The 19558-nt window shown below is 62.7% G+C and carries 19 protein-coding genes; 1 reads left to right on the top strand and 18 read right to left on the bottom strand.

The window, feature by feature from the left end; translation table 11 throughout:
• Positions 1–2 precede the first annotated feature (2 nt).
• From WBK19_RS13310 to WBK19_RS13275, 8 genes are all read right to left on the bottom strand, one after another.
• Positions 3–383 carry a SirB2 family protein gene (locus tag WBK19_RS13310; protein WP_511290459.1) on the bottom strand — a complete coding sequence of 127 codons (381 nt, stop codon included), beginning with the start codon at positions 381–383 and terminating at the stop codon, positions 3–5.
• Complete coding sequence (locus WBK19_RS13305; protein WP_511290457.1) at positions 380–1690, bottom strand: hypothetical protein; 1311 nt, start codon at positions 1688–1690, stop codon at positions 380–382. Before WBK19_RS13305 ends, WBK19_RS13310 begins: the two co-directional genes overlap by 4 nt.
• 31 nt (positions 1691–1721) lie before the next feature.
• Positions 1722–1949, bottom strand: coding sequence for a DUF2249 domain-containing protein (locus WBK19_RS13300; RefSeq protein ID WP_511290455.1), 228 nt, complete (start codon positions 1947–1949; stop codon positions 1722–1724).
• Positions 1946–2392 (bottom strand): hemerythrin domain-containing protein, encoded by a 447-nt coding sequence (locus WBK19_RS13295; RefSeq protein WP_494648561.1) that lies wholly within the window; start codon positions 2390–2392, stop codon positions 1946–1948. The genes WBK19_RS13300 and WBK19_RS13295 overlap by 4 nt, the downstream gene beginning before the upstream one ends.
• Positions 2393–2474: 82 nt before the next feature.
• Positions 2475–3215 (bottom strand): oxygen-binding di-iron domain-containing protein, encoded by a 741-nt coding sequence (locus WBK19_RS13290; RefSeq protein ID WP_511290453.1) that lies wholly within the window; start codon positions 3213–3215, stop codon positions 2475–2477.
• A gap of 18 nt (positions 3216–3233) precedes the next feature.
• Positions 3234–3857 carry a methyl-accepting chemotaxis protein gene (locus WBK19_RS13285; protein ID WP_511290452.1) on the bottom strand — a complete coding sequence of 208 codons (624 nt, stop codon included), beginning with the start codon at positions 3855–3857 and terminating at the stop codon, positions 3234–3236.
• Between the two features lie 84 nt (positions 3858–3941).
• Positions 3942–5690, bottom strand: a complete 1749-nt coding sequence (locus WBK19_RS13280; protein WP_511290450.1) for a PHA/PHB synthase family protein — start codon at positions 5688–5690, stop codon at positions 3942–3944.
• Positions 5691–5733: 43 nt separating this feature from the next.
• On the bottom strand, positions 5734–7146 hold the full coding sequence (locus WBK19_RS13275) for an MBL fold metallo-hydrolase RNA specificity domain-containing protein (RefSeq protein ID WP_511290448.1): 1413 nt from the start codon (positions 7144–7146) through the stop codon (positions 5734–5736).
• An 83-nt stretch (positions 7147–7229) separates the two neighbouring features.
• Here WBK19_RS13275 and WBK19_RS13270 point away from each other — a divergent pair, with 83 nt between their 5' ends.
• Entirely contained in the window at positions 7230–7673 is a 444-nt protein-coding gene (locus WBK19_RS13270) for a universal stress protein (RefSeq protein WP_511290446.1), read from the top strand.
• 16 nt (positions 7674–7689) lie between these two features.
• On the opposite strand, the gene WBK19_RS13265 is transcribed toward WBK19_RS13270, so the two are convergent.
• The 10 genes from WBK19_RS13265 to WBK19_RS13220 form a co-directional block, all read right to left on the bottom strand.
• A complete protein-coding gene (locus WBK19_RS13265) occupies positions 7690–8403 on the bottom strand; it encodes a hypothetical protein (protein ID WP_511290444.1) in 714 nt (237 codons plus the stop codon).
• 98 nt (positions 8404–8501) lie between these two features.
• Positions 8502–9626, bottom strand: a complete 1125-nt coding sequence (locus WBK19_RS13260) for an ABC transporter permease (protein WP_511290442.1) — start codon at positions 9624–9626, stop codon at positions 8502–8504.
• 1 nt (position 9627) lies between these two features.
• Positions 9628–12375 (bottom strand): ribosome-associated ATPase/putative transporter RbbA, encoded by a 2748-nt coding sequence (gene rbbA, locus WBK19_RS13255; protein WP_511290440.1) that lies wholly within the window; start codon positions 12373–12375, stop codon positions 9628–9630.
• 6 nt (positions 12376–12381) lie between these two features.
• Positions 12382–13368, bottom strand: a complete 987-nt coding sequence (locus tag WBK19_RS13250) for an HlyD family secretion protein (RefSeq protein WP_511290438.1) — start codon at positions 13366–13368, stop codon at positions 12382–12384.
• A 131-nt stretch (positions 13369–13499) separates the two neighbouring features.
• Positions 13500–14186, bottom strand: coding sequence for a 2-phosphosulfolactate phosphatase (locus WBK19_RS13245; protein WP_511290436.1), 687 nt, complete (start codon positions 14184–14186; stop codon positions 13500–13502).
• An 86-nt stretch (positions 14187–14272) separates the two neighbouring features.
• Entirely contained in the window at positions 14273–14773 is a 501-nt protein-coding gene (locus WBK19_RS13240; protein WP_511290434.1) for a hydrogenase maturation protease, read from the bottom strand.
• A complete protein-coding gene (locus WBK19_RS13235) occupies positions 14770–16233 on the bottom strand; it encodes a Ni/Fe hydrogenase subunit alpha (RefSeq protein ID WP_511290432.1) in 1464 nt (487 codons plus the stop codon). The genes WBK19_RS13240 and WBK19_RS13235 overlap by 4 nt, the downstream gene beginning before the upstream one ends.
• Positions 16234–16241: 8 nt before the next feature.
• Positions 16242–16790: an NADH-quinone oxidoreductase subunit B family protein gene (locus WBK19_RS13230; protein WP_511290430.1), complete on the bottom strand. Its 549-nt coding sequence runs from the start codon at positions 16788–16790 to the stop codon at positions 16242–16244.
• Position 16791: 1 nt separating this feature from the next.
• Entirely contained in the window at positions 16792–17499 is a 708-nt protein-coding gene (locus WBK19_RS13225) for a 2Fe-2S iron-sulfur cluster-binding protein (protein ID WP_511290428.1), read from the bottom strand.
• On the bottom strand, positions 17496–19394 hold the full coding sequence (locus WBK19_RS13220; RefSeq protein WP_511290426.1) for an NAD(P)H-dependent oxidoreductase subunit E: 1899 nt from the start codon (positions 19392–19394) through the stop codon (positions 17496–17498). Before WBK19_RS13220 ends, WBK19_RS13225 begins: the two co-directional genes overlap by 4 nt.
• Between the last annotated feature and the right edge of the window lie 164 nt (positions 19395–19558).

The raw sequence follows: 19558 nt of genomic DNA, 5'->3' as shown, positions 1-19558 counted from the left end.
GACTAGAGGCCAGGCAGCGGGCTGCGCGTCAGCGCCACGCTGACGATGTAGACGTAGGCCAGCACGGCCAGCCCGAAGTAGCGCACGCGGATGGCCAGGGTCCGGCCGCGTTTGAGCGCCATCATGCCGAGCAGGATGTAGGCGAGCAGACCGAAGAGCTTGGCGGTCAGCCAGCCGTTCACGAACGGGTACTGGCCGCTCAGCCAGGCCATCGTCAGCGCGCTGCCGAGCAGCAGGGTATCGACGATGTGCGGTAGAACCCGCGTCAGCCGGTGCTGGCGCAGCGGCGATTCGCGCAGCATCCACCAGCCACGCAGGCAAAAGCCGAGGCCGCTGAGCACAACGCAAGTGATATGCAGGTGTTTGAGGACGAGGTAGCTCATGGCGTTGCCGGCCTGGCGGCGAGTTTAGCCTCGATTTCGGCGAAGTGCTGGCGATAGCGTCCGATGGCGCCGGCCAGGTTCCACCACAGCCAGCCATTGGCCACGGCAAAGGCCAGACCGGCCGGGCGGGCCAGCCAGGCCGGGATGAAGATGGCGGCGAGCAGCAGGGCCAGGGCGACGCCGTAAGCCAGCATCTGCCGGTGCATGGCTGGCTCGGCGAGAATCTTGTTCATGGCCGGGGCCGGCACCTTGGCCTGACCGCAGTTCTGCAGGTGCATCCAGGATAAAAAAGGGACGATCTTGTAGAGCATGCCGGTGATGAAGGGGATGAATCCGCCGGCAATGAGCAAAACGCCGAACATCAGCGTCCAGCCTTCGATGTCGGAAGCTGAGGGCAGGATTGCCACGGTCAACAGGAAAAAAAGGCCAAAAATGAAAAGTATCAGGCCGAGTTGCCAGTAGCGGTAGGTGGCATCCGGCCGCGCCCGCCGCCGCTTGCCCTGCAGGCGCAGGGTCAGCCCGGCGAAGGCGATGCCGGCCAGTGCGGCGCCAAGCTGGCCGAGACGGACGAGCAGCGGCCAGTCGGCGAGCACGCCAACGCTCCACAAAAGCAGCATGGCCAGCATGAAGACCGGGAACCACCAACTGGCGCGCGCCGGGTAACCGGGCGTTAGCTGGAACATTGGCACGACGACATAGGCCATCGCCGCGAGCAGGACACCGGCCCAGCCGCCCAGCCCCCAGCCGGCATGCAGGTCGGCCAGCGCCATGAGGGGCAAGGGCCAGCCATAGGCTAGCGCCAGGGCGAGGACGGCGCCGAGGCCGACCACGCCGGCCAGACTGAACAGGGCGAACTTGATGCCGCGGATGGTCGGGCTGGTTGTCGGGACTGCGATCAGGGCGCTGACAGTCACGGCCAGGAAAAACAGCACGGTCAGCGCGAGCATGAAAGCGGCGATGCCGAGCAGCGCGGGCGCGCCGAAGAGAAAACCGGCCGCCAGCAGCAGCGCCCCGGCCGAGAGGCCGACATGGACGATCCGGGCCACGGCCACTGGCCGTTTGAGACTGGCGCCGGCGACTACCGGCAAAATCTGGATGAGCGCGCCGAGCATGACCTGGAGCATGAAGCCGATGGTGATCAGGTGCGTCGCCGCGAGGGCGCCGGGCGTCCACCGCGAGGCGAAGATATCCGGCCCTTCGAAGGCGACAAGCAGGCCGGCCAGCACGGCAAAGAGCGGCGCCGTCAGGAAGAAACGCAGCGGTGCGGCGAAGGGCGGCGCGTTCTCGAAGGCCAGCATCGCTTGCATGGAGCGTGAATTGTCGAGGGAAGCGGCTGGTCTAGCGGGAGATCAGGATTTCGAAGGTGCCGTCGGGCAGCAACTCGGTTTCGTACGCATGGCCGTTCTGGCGCAGCACCTTGTAGAGCGGGTGCGGCTCGCGGAAGAGGAGCAGCAACATCTTCTCGCCGTCCTTGAGTGTGTCGAGCATTTCCATGGTGGCCACGAATGGGCCGGGCGGCTCCATGTAGCGGGCGTCGACGACGTGCGGGGTCTTGGCGTGGCTCATTGTTCGCAAAGTTCCGTTTCCAGCCGTTCGAGAATGGCCGGCAGTTCAGCTGTCAGATGCTGGTCGCACATGGGATAGAGCATGTTCTCTTCCTTCATGTTGTGCTGCTGCATCATGATGACCAGGGTATCGGCCAGCCCGAGGTAATCCTCGGCATTGGCCGTCTTCAGCGCCTCGGCGGCATCGTCAAGCAGGCTGCGCAGTTGCTCGTGCTCCATGCGCATGACCTGGGTCGGCCCCATGCGCATGCCGGTCTTCGCTTCGAAGGTCGGGAAAAGCGTTTTTTCCTCGCTGTCGAAATGCGCCAGCATGGCCGAATGAAAATGCCCGAAGGCGGCGCGGGCCAGGTCAAAACTGCCTTTGCCGACGGCTTGCTCGGCTTCGGCAAAAAGATCATCGCAACGGCGATGATCTTCGGTCATGAAACTGCGAATGGTGGTCATGGGCGACTCAATGGCGAATGAATGAGCCATTCTCGGGGTAGCCGCCCGAGAGGCTCCTTGACCGCCATCAAATCCGCCTCAATCAACCGCCGCAGATGCCAACCTGCAACCCGTCGAACCAGTTGATGAAACGCTGCACGTCGGCGCCCTGATAGATGGCACCGTGCTGCGGGCAGAGCATGTCGATCTCCATTTGCGAAACCCGCTCGCACCAGCGGCGCTTGGCCTCGTTGGAGCCCATCCACCGGCGGTGGAAACCCTCGGCATGGCGGATATGCTTGTCGAAGCTTTCGACGAACAAGCCGTCTTCGCCCGGCGGCAACAGGGCCGCCCCGACGTCGCCGGAAAACAGCACCTTGGCGACCTTGTCATAGAGGTGGAAATTTCCCGACGAATGCAGGTAATGCGCCGGAATGGCTTTGAGCATGAGGCCGTCAAGCGAGATATCGGCACCTTCATCGGGCATCGCCACAAACGTTTCCGCCGTGCCACCAAAATGCGGGATGAAACTGCTCCACAGCCAGCTGACGTAGCAACGCATCTTCGGATTGAATTCGAGCCAGAGGGCCAGCGAAGAACAAATGTCGGGGTCCTGGTGCGAGGCAAAAATGGCACTCAGCGCCGACGGATCAAACTCCGACGACAAGGCCGAGAACACCGCCGGGAATACCTCGGCGCCACCCGGGTCGAGCAGAATCCCCTGGCTGCCATGGGTCACCAGGTATTCATTGGTATCGATCAGGAAATTCGGTTTGTCCGGATCGCGCACGATGGCGATCCATTTGTGGTTGCCATCCTGAAAGATCGTTTTTGTTTTTTTCACGCATCCGCTCCCGTATTCTCAGTTGCCGGTAAAAAAGGCTGACCGGCGCAGCGCTTCCAGCGAGGTGCGGATTTCTTCGACGACGCCGTCGAATTCCCCCGAAACCTGCGACAGCGGCACGGCAAATGATTGTCCGTAGGCCGCCTCGATCTTGGCTGATTTGGCCAGCACCCCACCCAGTTCAACCATCCGGAAGGCATCGTCGAGGGCTCCCCGGAGCTGCTTGCGCAAGCGGGCCAGACGCTCGGCATGGCGTTCGTTCTCGACTTCCCGCGCGGCCAGCACATCACGCCCGTAACCGCCCGGCGACAGTTCGACAGCCCGCCGCAACAACGCGGTATGGCGGATGTCCTGCAGCACCAGCGAGACTTCGGTGACGCAGCCATGGATCAGGCTGGTCAGCGATGACATGCCGTCGCGCAGATCCTGCGAAAAAACCCGCAGCTCGTTGGACAGCACGCCGAAGCCCCGCGCCGCCGTTCCCGCCCGCTTGGCGAGGAAGATGGCATTGAGGGCCATGATGTTGATCTTGAAGGCGACGCCAACGACCGACTTGATTTCCTCGTTGATCCGCACGATGCGCAACAGGTCTACGCCGGCCAGCTGCGCCTTGGTCGGTCGGGTGGTCAGTGCAGTCGTCATGGTCATTCCGCAGCCTGTTGTTCAGTCAGACAGCAATGTATCAATTTCAGCAAGGAACAACCAGAAAACTGTTGATTTTGCCACTTATTTTTCGAGCACATAGCTGCCCGGTGCATCGGCCAGGGCCGGGAACTTGCGATTGGCCGCCGGGTAAGCATCGACCAGATTGCCAGTGCGTTCGCCGAGCCAGCGGGTCCAGTCTTCCCACCAGGTGCCCGGCTTTTTCTCGGCCCGGTCAAACCAGTGTTCCCAATGCTCGTTGCGTTCCGGCTCGGCAATCCAGTAGGCACGTTTGGGCGGATTGGCCGGCGGATTGACGATGCCGAGAATGTGTCCCGAGGTCGACAGCACGAAGCGTACGGGCGCCTTGACGTTGATCTGCTTGCGGATGCGGTAACACTGCTTCCACGGCGCAATGTGGTCGTCTTCGGCGGTCACCGCGTAGAGCGGCTGTTCGATCAGGTCAAGGTCGATTGACTCACCACCGATGGTCAGCTTGTCGCGCTTGATCAGGTTGTTGTTGAGATAGAGTTCGCGCAGGTAATAGGAATGCATGGCCTGCGGCATGCGCGTCGTGTCCATGTTCCAGAACAGCACATCGAAGGGCGGCAAGGGCTGGCCGAGCAGATAGCTGTTGACCCAGTAGTTCCAGATCAGCGGGTTCGAGCGCAGCAGGCGGAAGGAACTGGCCATTTCGCTGCCGTCGAGATAGCCCTTCTTGGCCATCGACTCTTCGAGCGCGTTGATGCAGGCTTCGTCGATGAAAACGTCGATGTCGCCGGGGTGGGCGAAATCGGTCAGGGTCGTGAATAGCGTCCAGTGGGCGACCGGCACCTTGTCCGTCCCCAAATGCTTGTTGGCCCAGGCCATGTAGGTACTGACCAGCGTGCCGCCGATGCAGTAGCCAACCAGATGCACCTTGGGCACCTTGCAGAATTCGGTCACGACGCGAACGACTTCGTTGACGCCTTCGAGCAGGTAATCGTCGAAGCGGATATCGGCCAGATCCACGTCCGGATTCTTCCAGCTCGTGATGAACACCGAGAAACCCTGATCGGTCAGGTACTTGACCATGCTCTTCTTGGCCGTCAGGTCGAGGATGTAGAACTTGTTGATCCACGGCGTGATGATGACGATGGGCATGGCCCGTACTTTTTCGGTAGTCGGCGTGTAGTGGATCAGCTCGACCAACCGGTTGCGGAAGACAACCTTGCCCGGCGTCGTCGCCAGATCCTCGCCGACCTTGAAAGCGTCCGGCTCGACCATCAGGATGTTCTTGGCCTTGACGTCGCGCTGGAAGTTTTCCCAACCCTGCTTGATGCTGCCGCCACTGGTTTCGACGAAGCGTTTCATGGCCACCGGGTTGAGCCAGAAGAAATTGGTCGGCGCCACCATGTTGAGCCAGTTACGCAGCCAGAAGGCTGAGCGACGACGCTCCTTGTCGGACAAGCCCGGCGTTTCGAACAACATGTCCTCGAAGCGGTGCTCGAAGGCGACGTACCATTCCTTGACGATGTCCCAGCTGGCCGACTCGGTCCAGATCGGGTCGGCAAAACGGGCGTCATCGGCACTCGGCCGGACGACGTCGCTGGATGGAATGCCCAAGGCCCGGCGCATGACGTGAGACTGGAGCGCGATGAGGTCGCCGGACAGCGCGCTCATGGCGCGGGTCAGTTCCTGCGGGTGCATCAACCAGGCCATTTGCGCATTGAGCAGCGAGGTCGTGACGCCGTAGGGGTCAATGGCGTTGCTGACGGCCTTGCCGACCGACTCGACCGGGCTCAGGGTATTGATATCGACGCCGTTGTGGCGACCTGTTCCATTACCAGACATGGGATTACCTCTTGTTTATTCTGAATCAACACAAAAATTCATGTTACGCCGTTACGGTCTCGCCAGGGAGCGGCAATCGGACATTCGGCCAACCGAGCGTGGCTTCGATGGCACGCTTGAAATTGGCCGAAGCGCCGGCTTCGCCGTGCACGACGAAAGTGTTGGCCGGCGGCGTGTGAAAACCACCCAGCCACTTGAGCAAAGCGGCCTGATCAGCATGGGCCGACAACCCGCCAACGGTGTAAATGCGGGCCCGAACGGGAACCGGCTGGCCGAAGATGTGGACCAGTTTCGCCCCATCCACCAGGCGCCGGCCGAGCGTGCCGGCGGCCTGAAAGCCGGCGATCAGCACGCTGCACTCGCTGCGCGGCAGGTTTTCGCGCAGGTGGTATTTGATCCGCCCGGCCTCGCACATGCCGCTGGCCGAGATGATCACGGCGCCGCTGCGAATGTCGTTGAGCTGAATGGAGCGCTCGACATCGGCGACCAGTTCGAGGCTCATCTGCTTGGGATGCGCTTTCAGCCAGGCGATCAGCTCGCAGGTTTCGGCATCCAGCAGGTGCTGGTTGGCCAGCGTGATGCGCGTCGCCGCGTTGGCCATTGGTGAATCGACATAAACCTTGAGCGGCGCCAGACGCTTGCGTCGAACAAGGTCGGCCAGCATGTAAATGATTTCCTGCGTCCGCCCGACGGCAAAAGCGGGAATGATCAGGTTGCCCTTGGCCGCCCGCGTGCGCTCGAAGGCGGCGACGATTTCGTCTTCGGTTTCCGGCATGGAACGGTGCAGGCGGTCGCCGTAGGTCGATTCGATGAGCAGGACATCCGCTTCGGTGGGCGACGGCGCCGGGTCGCACAGCACCGGCCGGTTCGACATGCCGAGATCACCGGAAAAGACCAGCCGGCGAGGCTTGCCTTCGCCCCCGACAGTGACCTCCAGCGAGGCCGAGCCGAGAATGTGGCCGGCATCGCGGAAAATAACGCTTACGTTTTCGGCCGTTTTTTCCGGTTGACCGTAGGAAACGGGCCGCAGCAGCTTGAGTGAGGCCAGCGCCTGTGCGACGGAATACAAGGGCGCCGGAATGCCCCGCTCTGCCTTACCGCCACGCCGCCGATGGCGCAATTGCCACTCGGCTTCCTTTTCCTGGATGTGGGCGCTGTCCGGCAAGAGAACTTCGAGCAGGTCGATCGTTGCCTGCGTGGCATAAACCGGGCCGCGATAACCGAGCATGGAAAGCCTCGGCAACAGCCCGGAATGATCGATGTGGGCATGGGTGAGCAGAACGAAATCAATCTGCCGGACATCGAAGCCGAAATTGAGCGCTTTCTGGTTCTTTTGCCGCGCTTCGGGGCCGCCCTGAAACATGCCGCAATCGACCAGAAAACGGACGCCGCCCGCTTCCACCAACGTGCATGAACCGGTCACTTCACCGGCCGCTCCGAGAAACCCGAGACGCATGTTTTCATTCCTCCCGACTTGGCGTAGCATGAACCTCAACAAGGCGAAATACAATGCCAGCAGACCATTTCAGGAGGTTAAGCATGTTCCAGCATATCTTCGTCCCGACCGACGGCTCCGAACTCTCCCGCGCCACGGCACAACGCGCCGTCTCCTTTGCCAAGGATGCCGGCGCCCGGATCACTGTGTTTTTCGCCAAACCGGAATACCCCATCGCCTACTTCGGCGAAGGCGCCCTGATCGACCCGACGACCCCGGAAAAATTCGCCGAACTGGCCGACCAGCAAGCGCGCGAATACCTCGGCGAAGTCGAGAAAATGTGCGCCGATGCCGGCGTCCAGTGCAGCACGACCGCTGCCACCAGCGACGTCCCCTACGAAGCGATCATCGAAGCCGCCGAGAAATCCGGCTGCGACCTGATTTTCATGGCCTCGCACGGCCGTCGCGGCATCAGCGGTTTTTTGCTGGGCAGCGAGACCAACAAGGTATTAACCCACTCCAAGGTGCCGGTACTGGTTTATCGCTGAACCCGCCAGAACTTGTTCAACGGCCGGTGCAGCGCCCCTGCCCCGGCCCGATGCGGCAAAGCACTTCGCCGCTGGCGGTATCGATGAACGCCACTTCTTCCAGCGCGCCGACCAGATAGCGCTTTTTCAGGGTGAAATCGGTCGGCTTGCCATAGGTTGCTTTCCAGAAGGTCGTGCTCTCGCTGATCACCGGTTCGATCAGCCGTGCCTTCGCCCGCATGCCTACCTTGCCGGCCAGCGCAGCCGGTAGATTGGCCGAGAACCCGGCGTCGTCATCGACACTGCGCGGATAGAAATCATAGAGATTGGCGAAGGCCAGGAAATAGTCGTAGCGCCACGTCACCTTCATCTGCTGCGGCGTGCCGATCTTGTCCTCGTGCTCGTATGTGCCGCGCTCGACGGCGACCGACTGCAGCGGCAGGAATTTGAACTGGTAATAGTCGTCGACCGCAGGATCGGCCAAGGGACGCCAGTTCCAGCCTTCGGCGATCTGGTTAAAGGCCATGCGGTAGAGGACGTCGATCCGCTCGCCGAGAACCTTGACATCAAGACTGCCGCTGGCGGTCAGATCGACATCGACTTCAATGCCCTGCCCGACTTTGGCGCCGAGCTTTTCGCTCGGCAACCCGGCAATGGAAGCGAATTGCTGCTCGGCCATTTCCGCCGCCTGAGCCGCGCTAAAAAAGACGGCGACCAGAGTCGCCGCGAATGTGTATCTGAGGAAAAACATGTCGACTTGAAACGCTTCCATGGAGGAACAAGTCGGATGAATTTTCCGCACCCACGCATGAGCTGCCCATGATGCATATCAACAAATTCTGATGCGGTTTACACCTGCGTCTGCGTCACTGCCTTGCGGAAACGAGTCAGCGCGACGATGAAGAAACAGGCGCCGACGCCGGTCATGGTCAGCAGGTCGCGCCAGATGACGTCGAAGCCGGCGCCACGGTAGAGGATGGCCTGGGCCATGCGGACGAAATAGGTGGTCGGGGCGCCGAGCATGATGTTCTGGACGATGGCCGGCATGCTTTCGCGCGGCGTCACGCCGCCGGAGAGCAGCATGAGCGGAATGATGGTGAGGATGATGAGCAGGCCAAGCTGGGGCATCGAACGGGCCAGCGTGCCGAGGAAGATGCCGATCGACGCGGCGGCGAACAGGTAGCAGATGGTGGCCGCCAGAAACAGCGGCAGCGAGCCGGCAATCGGCACCTTGAGCACGACCTGCACCATCACGGTCAGCGCAAAAGTGACGCCGATCAGCACGGCCAGTCCGTTGGCCCAGATCTTCGCCATCATGATCTCGAACGGTGTCAGCGGCATGACCAGCAGGTGCTCGATGGTGCCGTGTTCGCGCTCGCGGATGAAGGCGGCGCCGACGAGGATGATGGTCAGCATGGTGACGTTGTTGATCACCTCCATGACCCCGCCGAACCACACGCCGGTCAGATTCGGGTTGTAGCGCACACGCGGCGCCAGGCGGATCGGCTTGGCGCTGCTGTCGCGGGTGCCGGTCAGGTATTCGTTCACCTCGCCGAGGGCGATGCTCTTGATGTAGGTGGCGCCGATGAACGCCTGGCTCATGATCGTCGCGTCGATATTGAGCTGCATTTCCGGCTGCCGGCCGGCCTGCACGTCGCGCTGGAAGCGGGCCGGGATGATCAGCGTGAAGCTGTAGGTGCCGAGATCCATGCCGCGATCAAGTTCGACCAGCGTGATCTCCTGCGGCACCTGGAAATAGGGTTTGTAGAAGGCGCCGACGATGCGCCGGGAGAGCGGCGACTGGTCTTCGTCTACCACCGCCACCGGCGCGTTGTGCAACTCCTGCGAGGTCGCCGTCGCCGCCGTGTAGATCGCCCCGGAAAAGGCCCAGCAAATGAGCACCAGCAGCACCTTGTCGGCGGTCAGGCTCTTCAGTTCCTTGAGGCCCAGGCGGTAGATGTTGGACAGCGACATCTCAGCGCTCCTGCTTTCTGAGCAGCAGCACCGACAACACGGTGAGCACCGGGATGAAGGCGGCCAGCGCGAGGAAATGCGGTAGCAGTTCGGCAAAGCCGAGCGCCTTGGTGAAGATGCCGCGACTGATGACCAGAAAATAGGTGGCCGGGAAGAACTGGCCGATCCAGTAGCCCGCCCCCTCCAGCGCGCTGACCGGGCTGGTCAGCCCGGAGAAGCTGACGGTGGGCAGGATGCACAGGATGGCGGTGCCGAACAGCGCGGCGATCTGAGTGCTGGTGAAAGTCGACACGAGCAGCCCGAAACCGGTGGTAACGATGACATAGAGCAAGGCGGCGAGGCACAGGGCAAGCAGGCTGCCTTTGACCGGCACATGAAAGACCAGTTGCGACTGGATGAGCAGCAGCACGAAGCTGATCATGGCCACGGCAATGTAGGGCAACTGCTTGCCGAGCAGGAATTCAAGCCGCGTCACCGGCGTTACGTAGAGGTTGGTGATCGAGCCAAGCTCTTTCTCGCGCACCACGCCGAGCGCCATGAGGATGGCCGGGATGAAGATGAGGAGCAGCGGAATGACCGCCGGCACCATGGCGTAGATGCTCTTGACGTCCTGGTTGTAGCGGTAGCGCGAGACAATATTGACCGGATAGCTGGAGGTCACGCCGGTTGCTTCGCGGATCAGTTGCTGGACGTAATCGAGGTGCATCCCCTGGACGTAGCCGCGCACCGTTTCGCCGCGGTAGGGCATGGCGCCATCGATCCAGACGCCGATTTCCGGCCAGTGGCTGCGCCGCAGATCGCGGCCGAAATCGGCCGGAATGTCTATGGCCAGCGACAGTTCGCCGTTATTCATGCGGCGGTCGAGATCGGCCGTATCGGTGATTGGCGGGCGTTCAATGAAATAGCGCGAGCCGGCGAGGTTGTGCACATAGGCACGGCTTTCCGGCGACTGGTCGCGGTCGAGCACTGCAAAGCGCAGGCCTTCGACATCGAGCGAAATGCCGAAGCCGAGGACGAACATGAGCAGCACCGAGCCGATCAGCGCGAAGGCCAGACGGATCGGATCGCGGCGCAGTTCAAGCGATTCGCGGTAGGCGTAGCCGAGCAGGCGGCGCAGGCTGAAGGCGGCGGGCCGGGCCGACGGCGTGTTGGGCGGCGCCTCGGCCGATTTCATTTTTGGCTCATTTTCCCGGTTGACCGTGGAAGGCTGCCCGGCAACGCCCGTCGCCTCCTCCAGATAACTGATGAAGGCCGCTTCCAGCGTCGGCTCGCCACGCGCCACGCACAGCCCGGCCGGCGTGTCGCTGGCCAGCACCTTGCCGGCGTGCATCAGCGAAATGCGATCGCAGCGCTCGGCCTCGTTCATGAAGTGGGTCGAAATGAAGATGGTGACGCCCTGCTGGCGCGACAATTCGACGAGCAGCGCCCAGAATTCGTCGCGTGCCACCGGGTCGACGCCGGAGGTCGGCTCGTCGAGGATGAGCAGCTTCGGTTCATGGACGACCGCGACGGCCAGCGACAAACGCTGGCGGATGCCGAGCGGCAGATCGACGGCCGCCTTGTCGGCGTAAGGTTCGAGCCCGAAACGCGCCATCAGTTCGGCAATGCGCGGGCCGCGCCGGGCATCGGGCAGATGGAACAGGCGGGCGTGCAGATCGAGGTTGGCGGCGACGCTGAGCTCGCCGTAGAGCGAGAAAGCCTGCGACATGTAGCCGACCTGCTTGCGCGTTTCGAGGTCGCGGGCGTCGATGGTCTTGCCGAACAGCTTGGCCTCGCCTTCCGTTGGCGGCAGCAGGCCGGTCAGCATTTTCATCGTCGTCGTCTTGCCGCAGCCGTTCGAGCCGAGAAAGCCGAAAATCTCGCCCGGCTCGATCTTGAAGCTGACGTGATCGACCGCCGTAAAGTCGCCAAAACGCTGCGACAGCCCCTCGGCCTCGATGGCGAACACGCCGCCAGCGCCAACCCGCGGCGGGATGACCAGTTCGTGATGCGCCTGCCGGCGCTCGTCCGGCAGCAAGGCGATGAAGGCCTCGTCGAGCGTCGCCTGCCCAGTCTGCGCCCGCAACGCCGCCGACGTGCCGGTGCCGATCACTTTGCCGCCATCCATCGCGACCAGCCAGTCGAAACGCTCGGCCTCTTCCATGTAGGCCGTCGCCACCAGCACGCTCATGCCGTCCCGGCGGGCCCGGATGGAATCGATCAATTCCCAGAACTGGCGCCGGGAGAGCGGATCGACGCCGGTCGTCGGCTCGTCGAGAATGAGCAGGTCGGGGTCGTGGATCAGGGCGCAGCACAGGCCGAGCTTCTGCTTCATGCCGCCCGACAATTTGGCCGCCGGGCGGTCCTTGAAAGGCAGCAGGCCGGTGCTGGTCAGCAAATCATCGATGCGCTGCTCGCGCTCGCGCTTGCCCTGCCCGAACAGGCGGCCGAAGAAATCGACGTTCTCGAAGACCGATAGCGTCGGGTAGAGGTTCTTGCCCAGCCCCTGCGGCATGTAGGCGATGCGCGGCTGCGCCGTGGCGCGAAAATGGCGGTCGCCGATGTCGCCACCGAGCACCTCGACCTTGCCCGCCTGAATCTGCCGCGCCCCCGAAACCAGCGCCAGCAGCGACGACTTGCCAACGCCATCCGGCCCAATCAGCCCGACCATGCAGCCGGCCGGCAGCGCAATATCGACTGCCTCCAGCGCGACGACGGCGCCGTAGCGATGGCTGACTCCGGACAACTTGGCGACCGGCGGGCGGTCCATGGCGAGCTACTTTCCGTCGATCTGCAGATTGGCCGGCCAGGCCGCGTTGGCGTCGAGTCGGACGTAGGCAACGCCCGGCATGCCGCCCTTGGCCAGATCGCGATGCGCCTCGAGCCAGGCTGCATCGGGCTTGACCTTGAGGCGGAACATGAGTTTTTCGCGCTCGCTCCGGGTTTCGACCTCACGCGGCGTGAATTGCGCCTTCGGCGCAACAAAACTGACGGTGGCCGGAATCACCTGCCCCGGCAAGGCGTCGAGCACGATGCGCGCCTCGCTATTGAGTGCCACCTGCCCGGCCTTGTCGGTCGGCAGGTAGATGGTCATGAACATGTCGGAAAGATTGAGCAGGGTCAGCGCCTTGCCGCCCGCAGCAAGCACTTCGCCGGGTTCGGCCAGCCGGTAGAGGACGCGGCCGGCAATCGGCGCCTTGAGGGACGAATCGTTGACCGTCACGCGCAGGCTCTCGGCCTTCGCCTCGGCAGCAGCCACGCCGGCATCGGCCTCGCCGACCTTGCCGCGCGCCTGCGCCATGCCGGCCATGGCGCCTTCCATGCCGGTCTGGTCGGTATCCAGCTTGTTGCGCGAAATGAAGCCTTTGCCGACCAGCTCCTCCGAACGCTTGAGCGTCTTGCCAGCCAGCGATACTTCGGACTGCGATTTGCGCACGCCGGCCCGCGACTGATCGACGGCTCGTTGCGCCTGGAGAATCTGCGCTTCGGCAGCCTGCAACTGGGCCCGCAGGTCATCGGCATCAAGCCGGGCGACGACCGCCCCGGCCTCGACATAATCACCCTCGCGCGGGCCGAGCTCGGCGAGGCGCCCGGCGATCTTGGTCGCGACATCGACCTCGGTGGCTTCCAGCCGCCCGTTGCCCGAGGCCAAGCCAGCCGGCAAACCGGCCGGGCGCTGCAGATAGAGGTAAAAACCGATTGCTACGGTCAACCCGAAAAACAGGGCAAAAAGCAAAATCCTGACGAGGCGGGAACGGTTCATGGGGCACCTAATTAGCTACTGACTTAACGGTCATTAAGTAGTTTGATTATAGGCTTCCGGCTTCAATCTGCCCACCGCGGATAGCGCGCAGTTTCCCGCCAGCAGCGGACAAACCGGCTGGCCACGGCGTGTCAGCGAATGACCAGATGCTCCCCTTCGCGCCACACCGGCATGGCGAATTCGAAGAGATCGGGCTGGGCGGCGATTTCAAGGTCGGCCAGCGGCAGGTTCGGCCAGGTGCCAGCGGAAAAGCGCAGCCCGAAATCGGACTGCCGGACGCGCTGGACGAACTGGTCCGGTGCGACATCCGCGCCGCGCAACAGGGCTTCGATGTAATCGGCGCAGGCAATGTCCTCGTCGCCGTCACGGTCCACCCATTCGCCGGTGATGACGAAGCAGACTTCATCGGCCCCCGCCGCACGGACGGCCTCGGCCGTGGCCCGGGCGCAGACCAGACTGGCGGCGTAGAGCCGGCGCGCCTGGCGAAACCGCTGCAGGCCGCGAACCCCCGCGGCCGTGGTCATCACCACCTGCCGGCCGGCCACATCGGCCTGCATCAGTTGCGACGGTGAGTTGCCGAAATCGAAGCCGGGCACCGGATCGCCGCCGCCCACGGCGCCGACCGAAAGCGGCTGCTGCATTTCTGCCAGCAGGGCCGTCGCCGCCGCGATGCGCTCGACCGGATAGATCGCCCGCGCCCCCCGGGCCAGCATCACCGCCGCCGAGGTAAACGAACGCAGAACGTCGATGACGACTACCGTATCGGTGACGACCGATTGGTTCTGCAGGCGGTTCAGGAATAGGCGGGAGAACTTCATGGCGGCGATTGAAGCGGGGCTCGGAAGCGCCAGCATAACGCCGGGCCGGGCGTCATCGCAAAGACGACCTTGTCGGCGTCCGTGCCTCAGGCGCTGACGGGTGTCGCCGCCTGCTCCCAGGCAGCTAGCGAGGGCTGCCGGCAGAGACTGGTCAGCAGGCCGAAGGCCGCCTCAAGATGGCGGCTCGCGGCGGCAGACAGTGCGTCGCCGAGTTCGAACTGCTCGCCACGAATGCACAGCACGAAGGCCGGTGGCGGTTCCTCGCCTTCAGTCTGAACGTACACCTGCAACACTGCCTCGGGCGGCAGTTCGTGCGTCGTATAGGCAGCACCGGTGGCCGGGGCGATGCGCTCGAAGGTAAACGGCCCAGGCGTGCTGGCGCCGGCGTCGATGAACAGCGCTAGCTGCCGGCCCTGCAGGTCGAGGGCGTGTTCGATCTGGAGCTGGAAGTCTTCGATCAGTTCGAACTGATCGGCCAGCATTTCATTTTTGAGCCATTTTTCCAGTTGACCGTGGCATTCCGGCCCGAGGGCGTCGTCGCCGCGGCTCGGGTTGCCGACGGCGAAGATGACGACCGGTGCGCTCATGAACGGCTCAGCGAATGAACGATGCGCCCTTCCGGATCGACCAGTTCGACTTCGAGCGGCATCTTGCCCAGCGCGTGCGTGGCGCAGGACAGGCAGGGGTCGAAGGCGCGGATGGCGACTTCGATGTGATTGAGCAGGCCTTCGGTTATTTCGTGGCCGTGCAGGTAGCGCCGGGCGACGTGGCGGATGGCTTCGTTCATCGCCTGGTTGTTGTTGGTCGTCGACACGATCAGGTTGGCCATGGTGACCAGATCGTTTTCATCGACGCGGTAGTGATGGAACAGCGTGCCCCGTGGCGCCTCGATGACGCCGACGCCTTCCATCTGGCGCTCGCCCTGGACCACGAGGTCGCTGCCGAGCAGATCATCGTCGTGCAGCAACTCCTTGATCACCTCTGCGGCGTGCAGCATCTCGATCATGCGCGTCCAGTGGTAGGCGAGCGGCGCGTGCATCGGCGAGCCACCGGCGTAATCGACGAATTCCTTGCGCTCATGTTCGGCGAAGGGGGTCGAAATCTGGTTGCAGTTCTGCACCCGGGCCAGCGGGCCGACCTTGTACCAGCCGTGTTCCTTGCCGATGGACTTGAAGAACGGGAACTTCATGTAGCTCCACGCCCTGACCTCTTCCTCGATGTACTGGTCGTATTGCTGGTAATCGACGTGGTCGAAGATGATCTTGCCGTTGTCGTCGCGGGCGCGCAGGGTGCCATGATAGAAGTCGAGATCACCGTTGTTGCCGACGATGGACATGAAATTCGAACGGAAAATGCCGAAGCTGTTGTACAGCCCGGGGTCCTGCGTATGCACCTTCTGGATCAGTTGCACCGCGTCGCGCGACCACTGGACGATGTGATAGATGTCCTTGAGCAGCTCGTCGCGCTCGGCCACCGTCAGCGCCTTGTTGACGCCGCCCGGAATGGCGCCTGTGCCATGCACGCGCTTGCCGGCCGTGACGCGGATGACTTCCTGACCGAAGCGGCGCAGCAACACGCCACGCTTGGCCGTTTCCGGATGCGCCATGGCGACGCCGACGATGTTGCGCTTGGTAACGTCGCTGTCGAAACCGAAGAGCAGGTCCGGCGAGCAAAGGTGGAAGAAATGCAGCGCATGCGATTGCAGCATCTGGCCGTAGTGCATCAGCCGGCGCATTTTCTCGGCTGTCGCCGTGATCTTTTTGGCGCCAACGATGACATCGAGCGCCTTCGAGGCGGCCAGATGGTGCGACACCGGGCAGATGCCGCACAGGCGCTGGACCATGACCGGTACTTCCCAGTACGGCCGGCCCTGGATGAATTTCTCGAAGCCGCGGAATTCGACGATGTGCAGGCGCACCTGATGCACCTTGTTCTGGTCGTCGAGCAGGATGGTCACCTTGCCGTGGCCCTCGACCCGGGACACCGGGTCGATCGCCACGCGGCGCAAGGTTTCGGGGTGAGCGGCGGTTTCTAGTTGGTAGGTCATTTTCTACCTCAATCGTAATGCATCAAGCCATGGCCCAACTCGGGCTCACGACCAGCGAGAAGATCGGTCAACACCTTCCAGATCGCGTCAGCCGAAGGCGGACAGCCAGGCATGAAGTAATCGATCTTGACGACTTCATGGATCGGATGCACCTGGTTGAGCGGCAGCGGCAGCTCCGGGTCGTTCGGGATCATGCCGTTGGCCAGCCCCGGGCTGGTGTGATAAACCTCTTCAAGAATGGTCGTCAGTGGCAGGTGGTTGCGTTGCGCCGGCAGGCCGCCGTTGATGGCGCAGGCGCCCATGGCGATGAGGATCTTGCAGTTCTTGCGGAACTCGCGCAGGACATGGACATTTTCGGCATTGCACAGGCCGCCTTCGATGATGCCGATGTCGCAGTCAGGGCTGCAGGTCTTGATGTCGGTCAGCGGCGAGCGGTCGAACTCGATGTGTTCGAGCAGGGTGAACAAGCGTTCGTCGATGTCGAGGAAGGACATGTGGCAGCCGAAACAGCCGGCCAGCGAAGTGGTGGCGACCTTGAGCTTTTTCTTGGCAGTCATCTCAGCGGCCCTCCGTTGTGTCGGCGGTTTCGGAAATCGGCGCCTTGTCGTATTTGCGCTCGCCAATCGGCACGGCGAAGCCCTGACGCTTCTTCAGAATAACGCCGACCGGGCAGACCTGCGCCGCCTTGTCGGCCAGCGTGAAGTTGGTGTCGGCCAGCTGGCCGGACTTGGCATTGACGATCAGGTGGGTCTTGATACCGCGCCCGGACAGCCCGAAAACGTTCTTGCCATCGACATCGCGGCTGGCCCGCACACACAGCGAGCAGAGGATGCAGCGGTTGAAGTCGAGCAAAACCTCGGGATGCGAGGCGTCGACCGGACGATTCGGGAAGAAATGGTCGTAGTGCGGCGACATCATGCCGAGATGGTAGGCCGTGGCCTGCAACTGGCAATTGCCGCTCTTCTCGCACGACGGGCAGAAATGGTTGCCCTCGACGAAGAGCATCTGGGTCAGCGCCCGGCGTTCGGCGTTGATTTCCTCGGTCTCGCTCTCGACCACCATGCCGGGCGCCGCGCGCATCGTGCACGACGCGGTGTGCCGGCCATTGACCTTGACCGTGCACAACTTGCACGAGCCGTGCGGTTTGAATTCCGGGTGGTAGCACAGGTGCGGAATGAAGACGCCGGCGGCGCTGGCGGCCTGGATGATGGTCTGCCCATCGACGAAGGGAACGACCTTGCCGTCTAGCGTAAAGGTATGGCTCATGATTGACCTCCATGTTCCGTCGCCAGATGCGCCCCTGCATCGTCGCGTCCGGTCATCTGCCGGGCGGCCGACAGTTCGCGGTCGAGATCGAAGGCTGGCGTGAAGTCCTGCTGCATCATCCGCTTGTCGTAGGCCGGGCGGAACTTGGCGATGGTGTCGAGCACGGGGTTGCAGGCCGTATGGCCAAGGCCGCAATGGCTCATCGACTGCAGCAGCTGGTTGAGCTTCTCGATTTCGGCAAAGTCGTAGGGCGAACCGCTGCCGTAATGCAGCTTGTCCATGAGATTCTTGAGCAGCGAGGTGCCAACCCGGCACGGTGTGCAGAAACCGCAGCTTTCGTGCTGGAAGAAATGCACGTAGTTGCGTGCCACCTCGAACATGTCGCGGGACTTGTTGAAGATCGTGAAGGCACCGGCGGTCGGGATATCCTCGAAGCCGATGATGCGGTCGAATTCGTTCTCGGCGACGCAGATGCCGGACGGCCCGCTGACCTGGACAGCCTGCGTGTCGGTGGCGCCGCAGTCTTCGAGCACCTGGCGGATGCTGACACCGAACGGATATTCGTAGATGCCCGGCCGCTCACAATCGCCGGAGACCGAAATGATCTTCGTCCCGGCCGAGTGCTTGGTCCCGATGCCGGCGTACCACTCGCCGCCTTTCAACGCGATCAAGGCCGCGGCGGCATAAGTTTCGACGTTGTTGACGATAGTCGGCTGGTCGAGATAGCCGTTGGTCACCGGGAAAGGCGGCCGGTTGCGCGGCGTGCCGCGCTTGCCTTCAAGCGATTCGATGAGCGCCGATTCCTCGCCGCAGACGTAGGCGCCGGCGCCTACGTGAATCTCGATATCGAAATCCGCCCCGGGCAGGCCGCAGATGTCCTTGCCCAGCAGATTCTCGCGACGACGGTTGGCCAGCACGGCATTGAGGTGATCGAGCAGGTAGCGGTATTCACCGCGCAGATAGACGAAACCACGCGTCGCGCCGATGGCATAGGCGGCGACCGTCATGCCCTCGAAAACGAGATCGGGAAATTTCGAGAGCAGGACGCGATCCTTGAAAGTACCCGGCTCGCCTTCGTCGGCATTGCAGACAACGATGCGCTGATGGCCGGCCTTGAGCTGCGCGTTACGACAGGCTTCCCACTTCAGGCCAGTGGTAAAGCCGGCGCCGCCACGGCCGCGCAGGTTGGCCCGCTTGATTTCATCGAGCGTGGCGCCCGGGCCACCGATGCCGCTGGGCAGGCCTTCGCGCCAGGAACGCATGTTTGACGAATTGAGGCCGTCGCTTGGCGCCCGCGCCCGGGCGGCGAGCAAGGCCTCGCCGGGTTTGAAATCCGCGTTGAGCAGTATGTCGGCACGCCGGATGTTATCTTCGATCTTGAAATAGGCCGGAGGCCATTCGGTCAGTGGCACCTTGTTGCGGATCAGTTCGGCGATTTCGTCGATACGCTCGACACTCAAGCCACCAATCGCATAGTTATTGACCAGCATGCCCGGCCCCTGGTCGCACAGGCCGGTACAGGCCGTCTTGCCGACGCTGACCAGACCGTCTTCGGAAATCTTGCCACGCTCGACCCAGAGGTTGTTGCACAGGCGTTCCATGAGCGCCCGGTTGCCTTGCATGCGGTCGGTGATGTTGTCAGAAAACAACACCCGGTATTTACCGCGCGGCTCGGTGTAAATGAAGGAGTAAAAACCGGCGACGCCTTCGATCTTGGTCCGCGGCACGCCGAGCATGGCCTGCATGCGGTCGATGGCTTCGGGGGGAACCCAGTCGCAGGCCTCCTGAACCTCGCGCAGAATCTGCAACATGCAGGTCGGATCGCGTCGATATCGATTGATCACCCGGTCGACAACACCGGCGACCGCTTCGGCATGCATCTCATTTAGCCCCACGACAATCTCCTGAAAATTGCCTATGACATCAAAAGACTAGCACCGGAACGTTTCCGTTTGTTGTCCGAGGTCAACTGCCGGGCATTTGTAACACTCCGGAAAACCGGAATGTGCAACAATGGTGCTGCGTCGCAACATAAACCAAGCACCATCAATCGGTGATA

Source organism: Azonexus sp. (assembly GCF_049652925.1).
In the GTDB taxonomy this organism is placed as follows: domain Bacteria; phylum Pseudomonadota; class Gammaproteobacteria; order Burkholderiales; family Rhodocyclaceae; genus Azonexus.
Note: the sequence above shows the minus strand (reverse complement) of the source record. Positions and strands in the feature narration are given on the sequence as shown.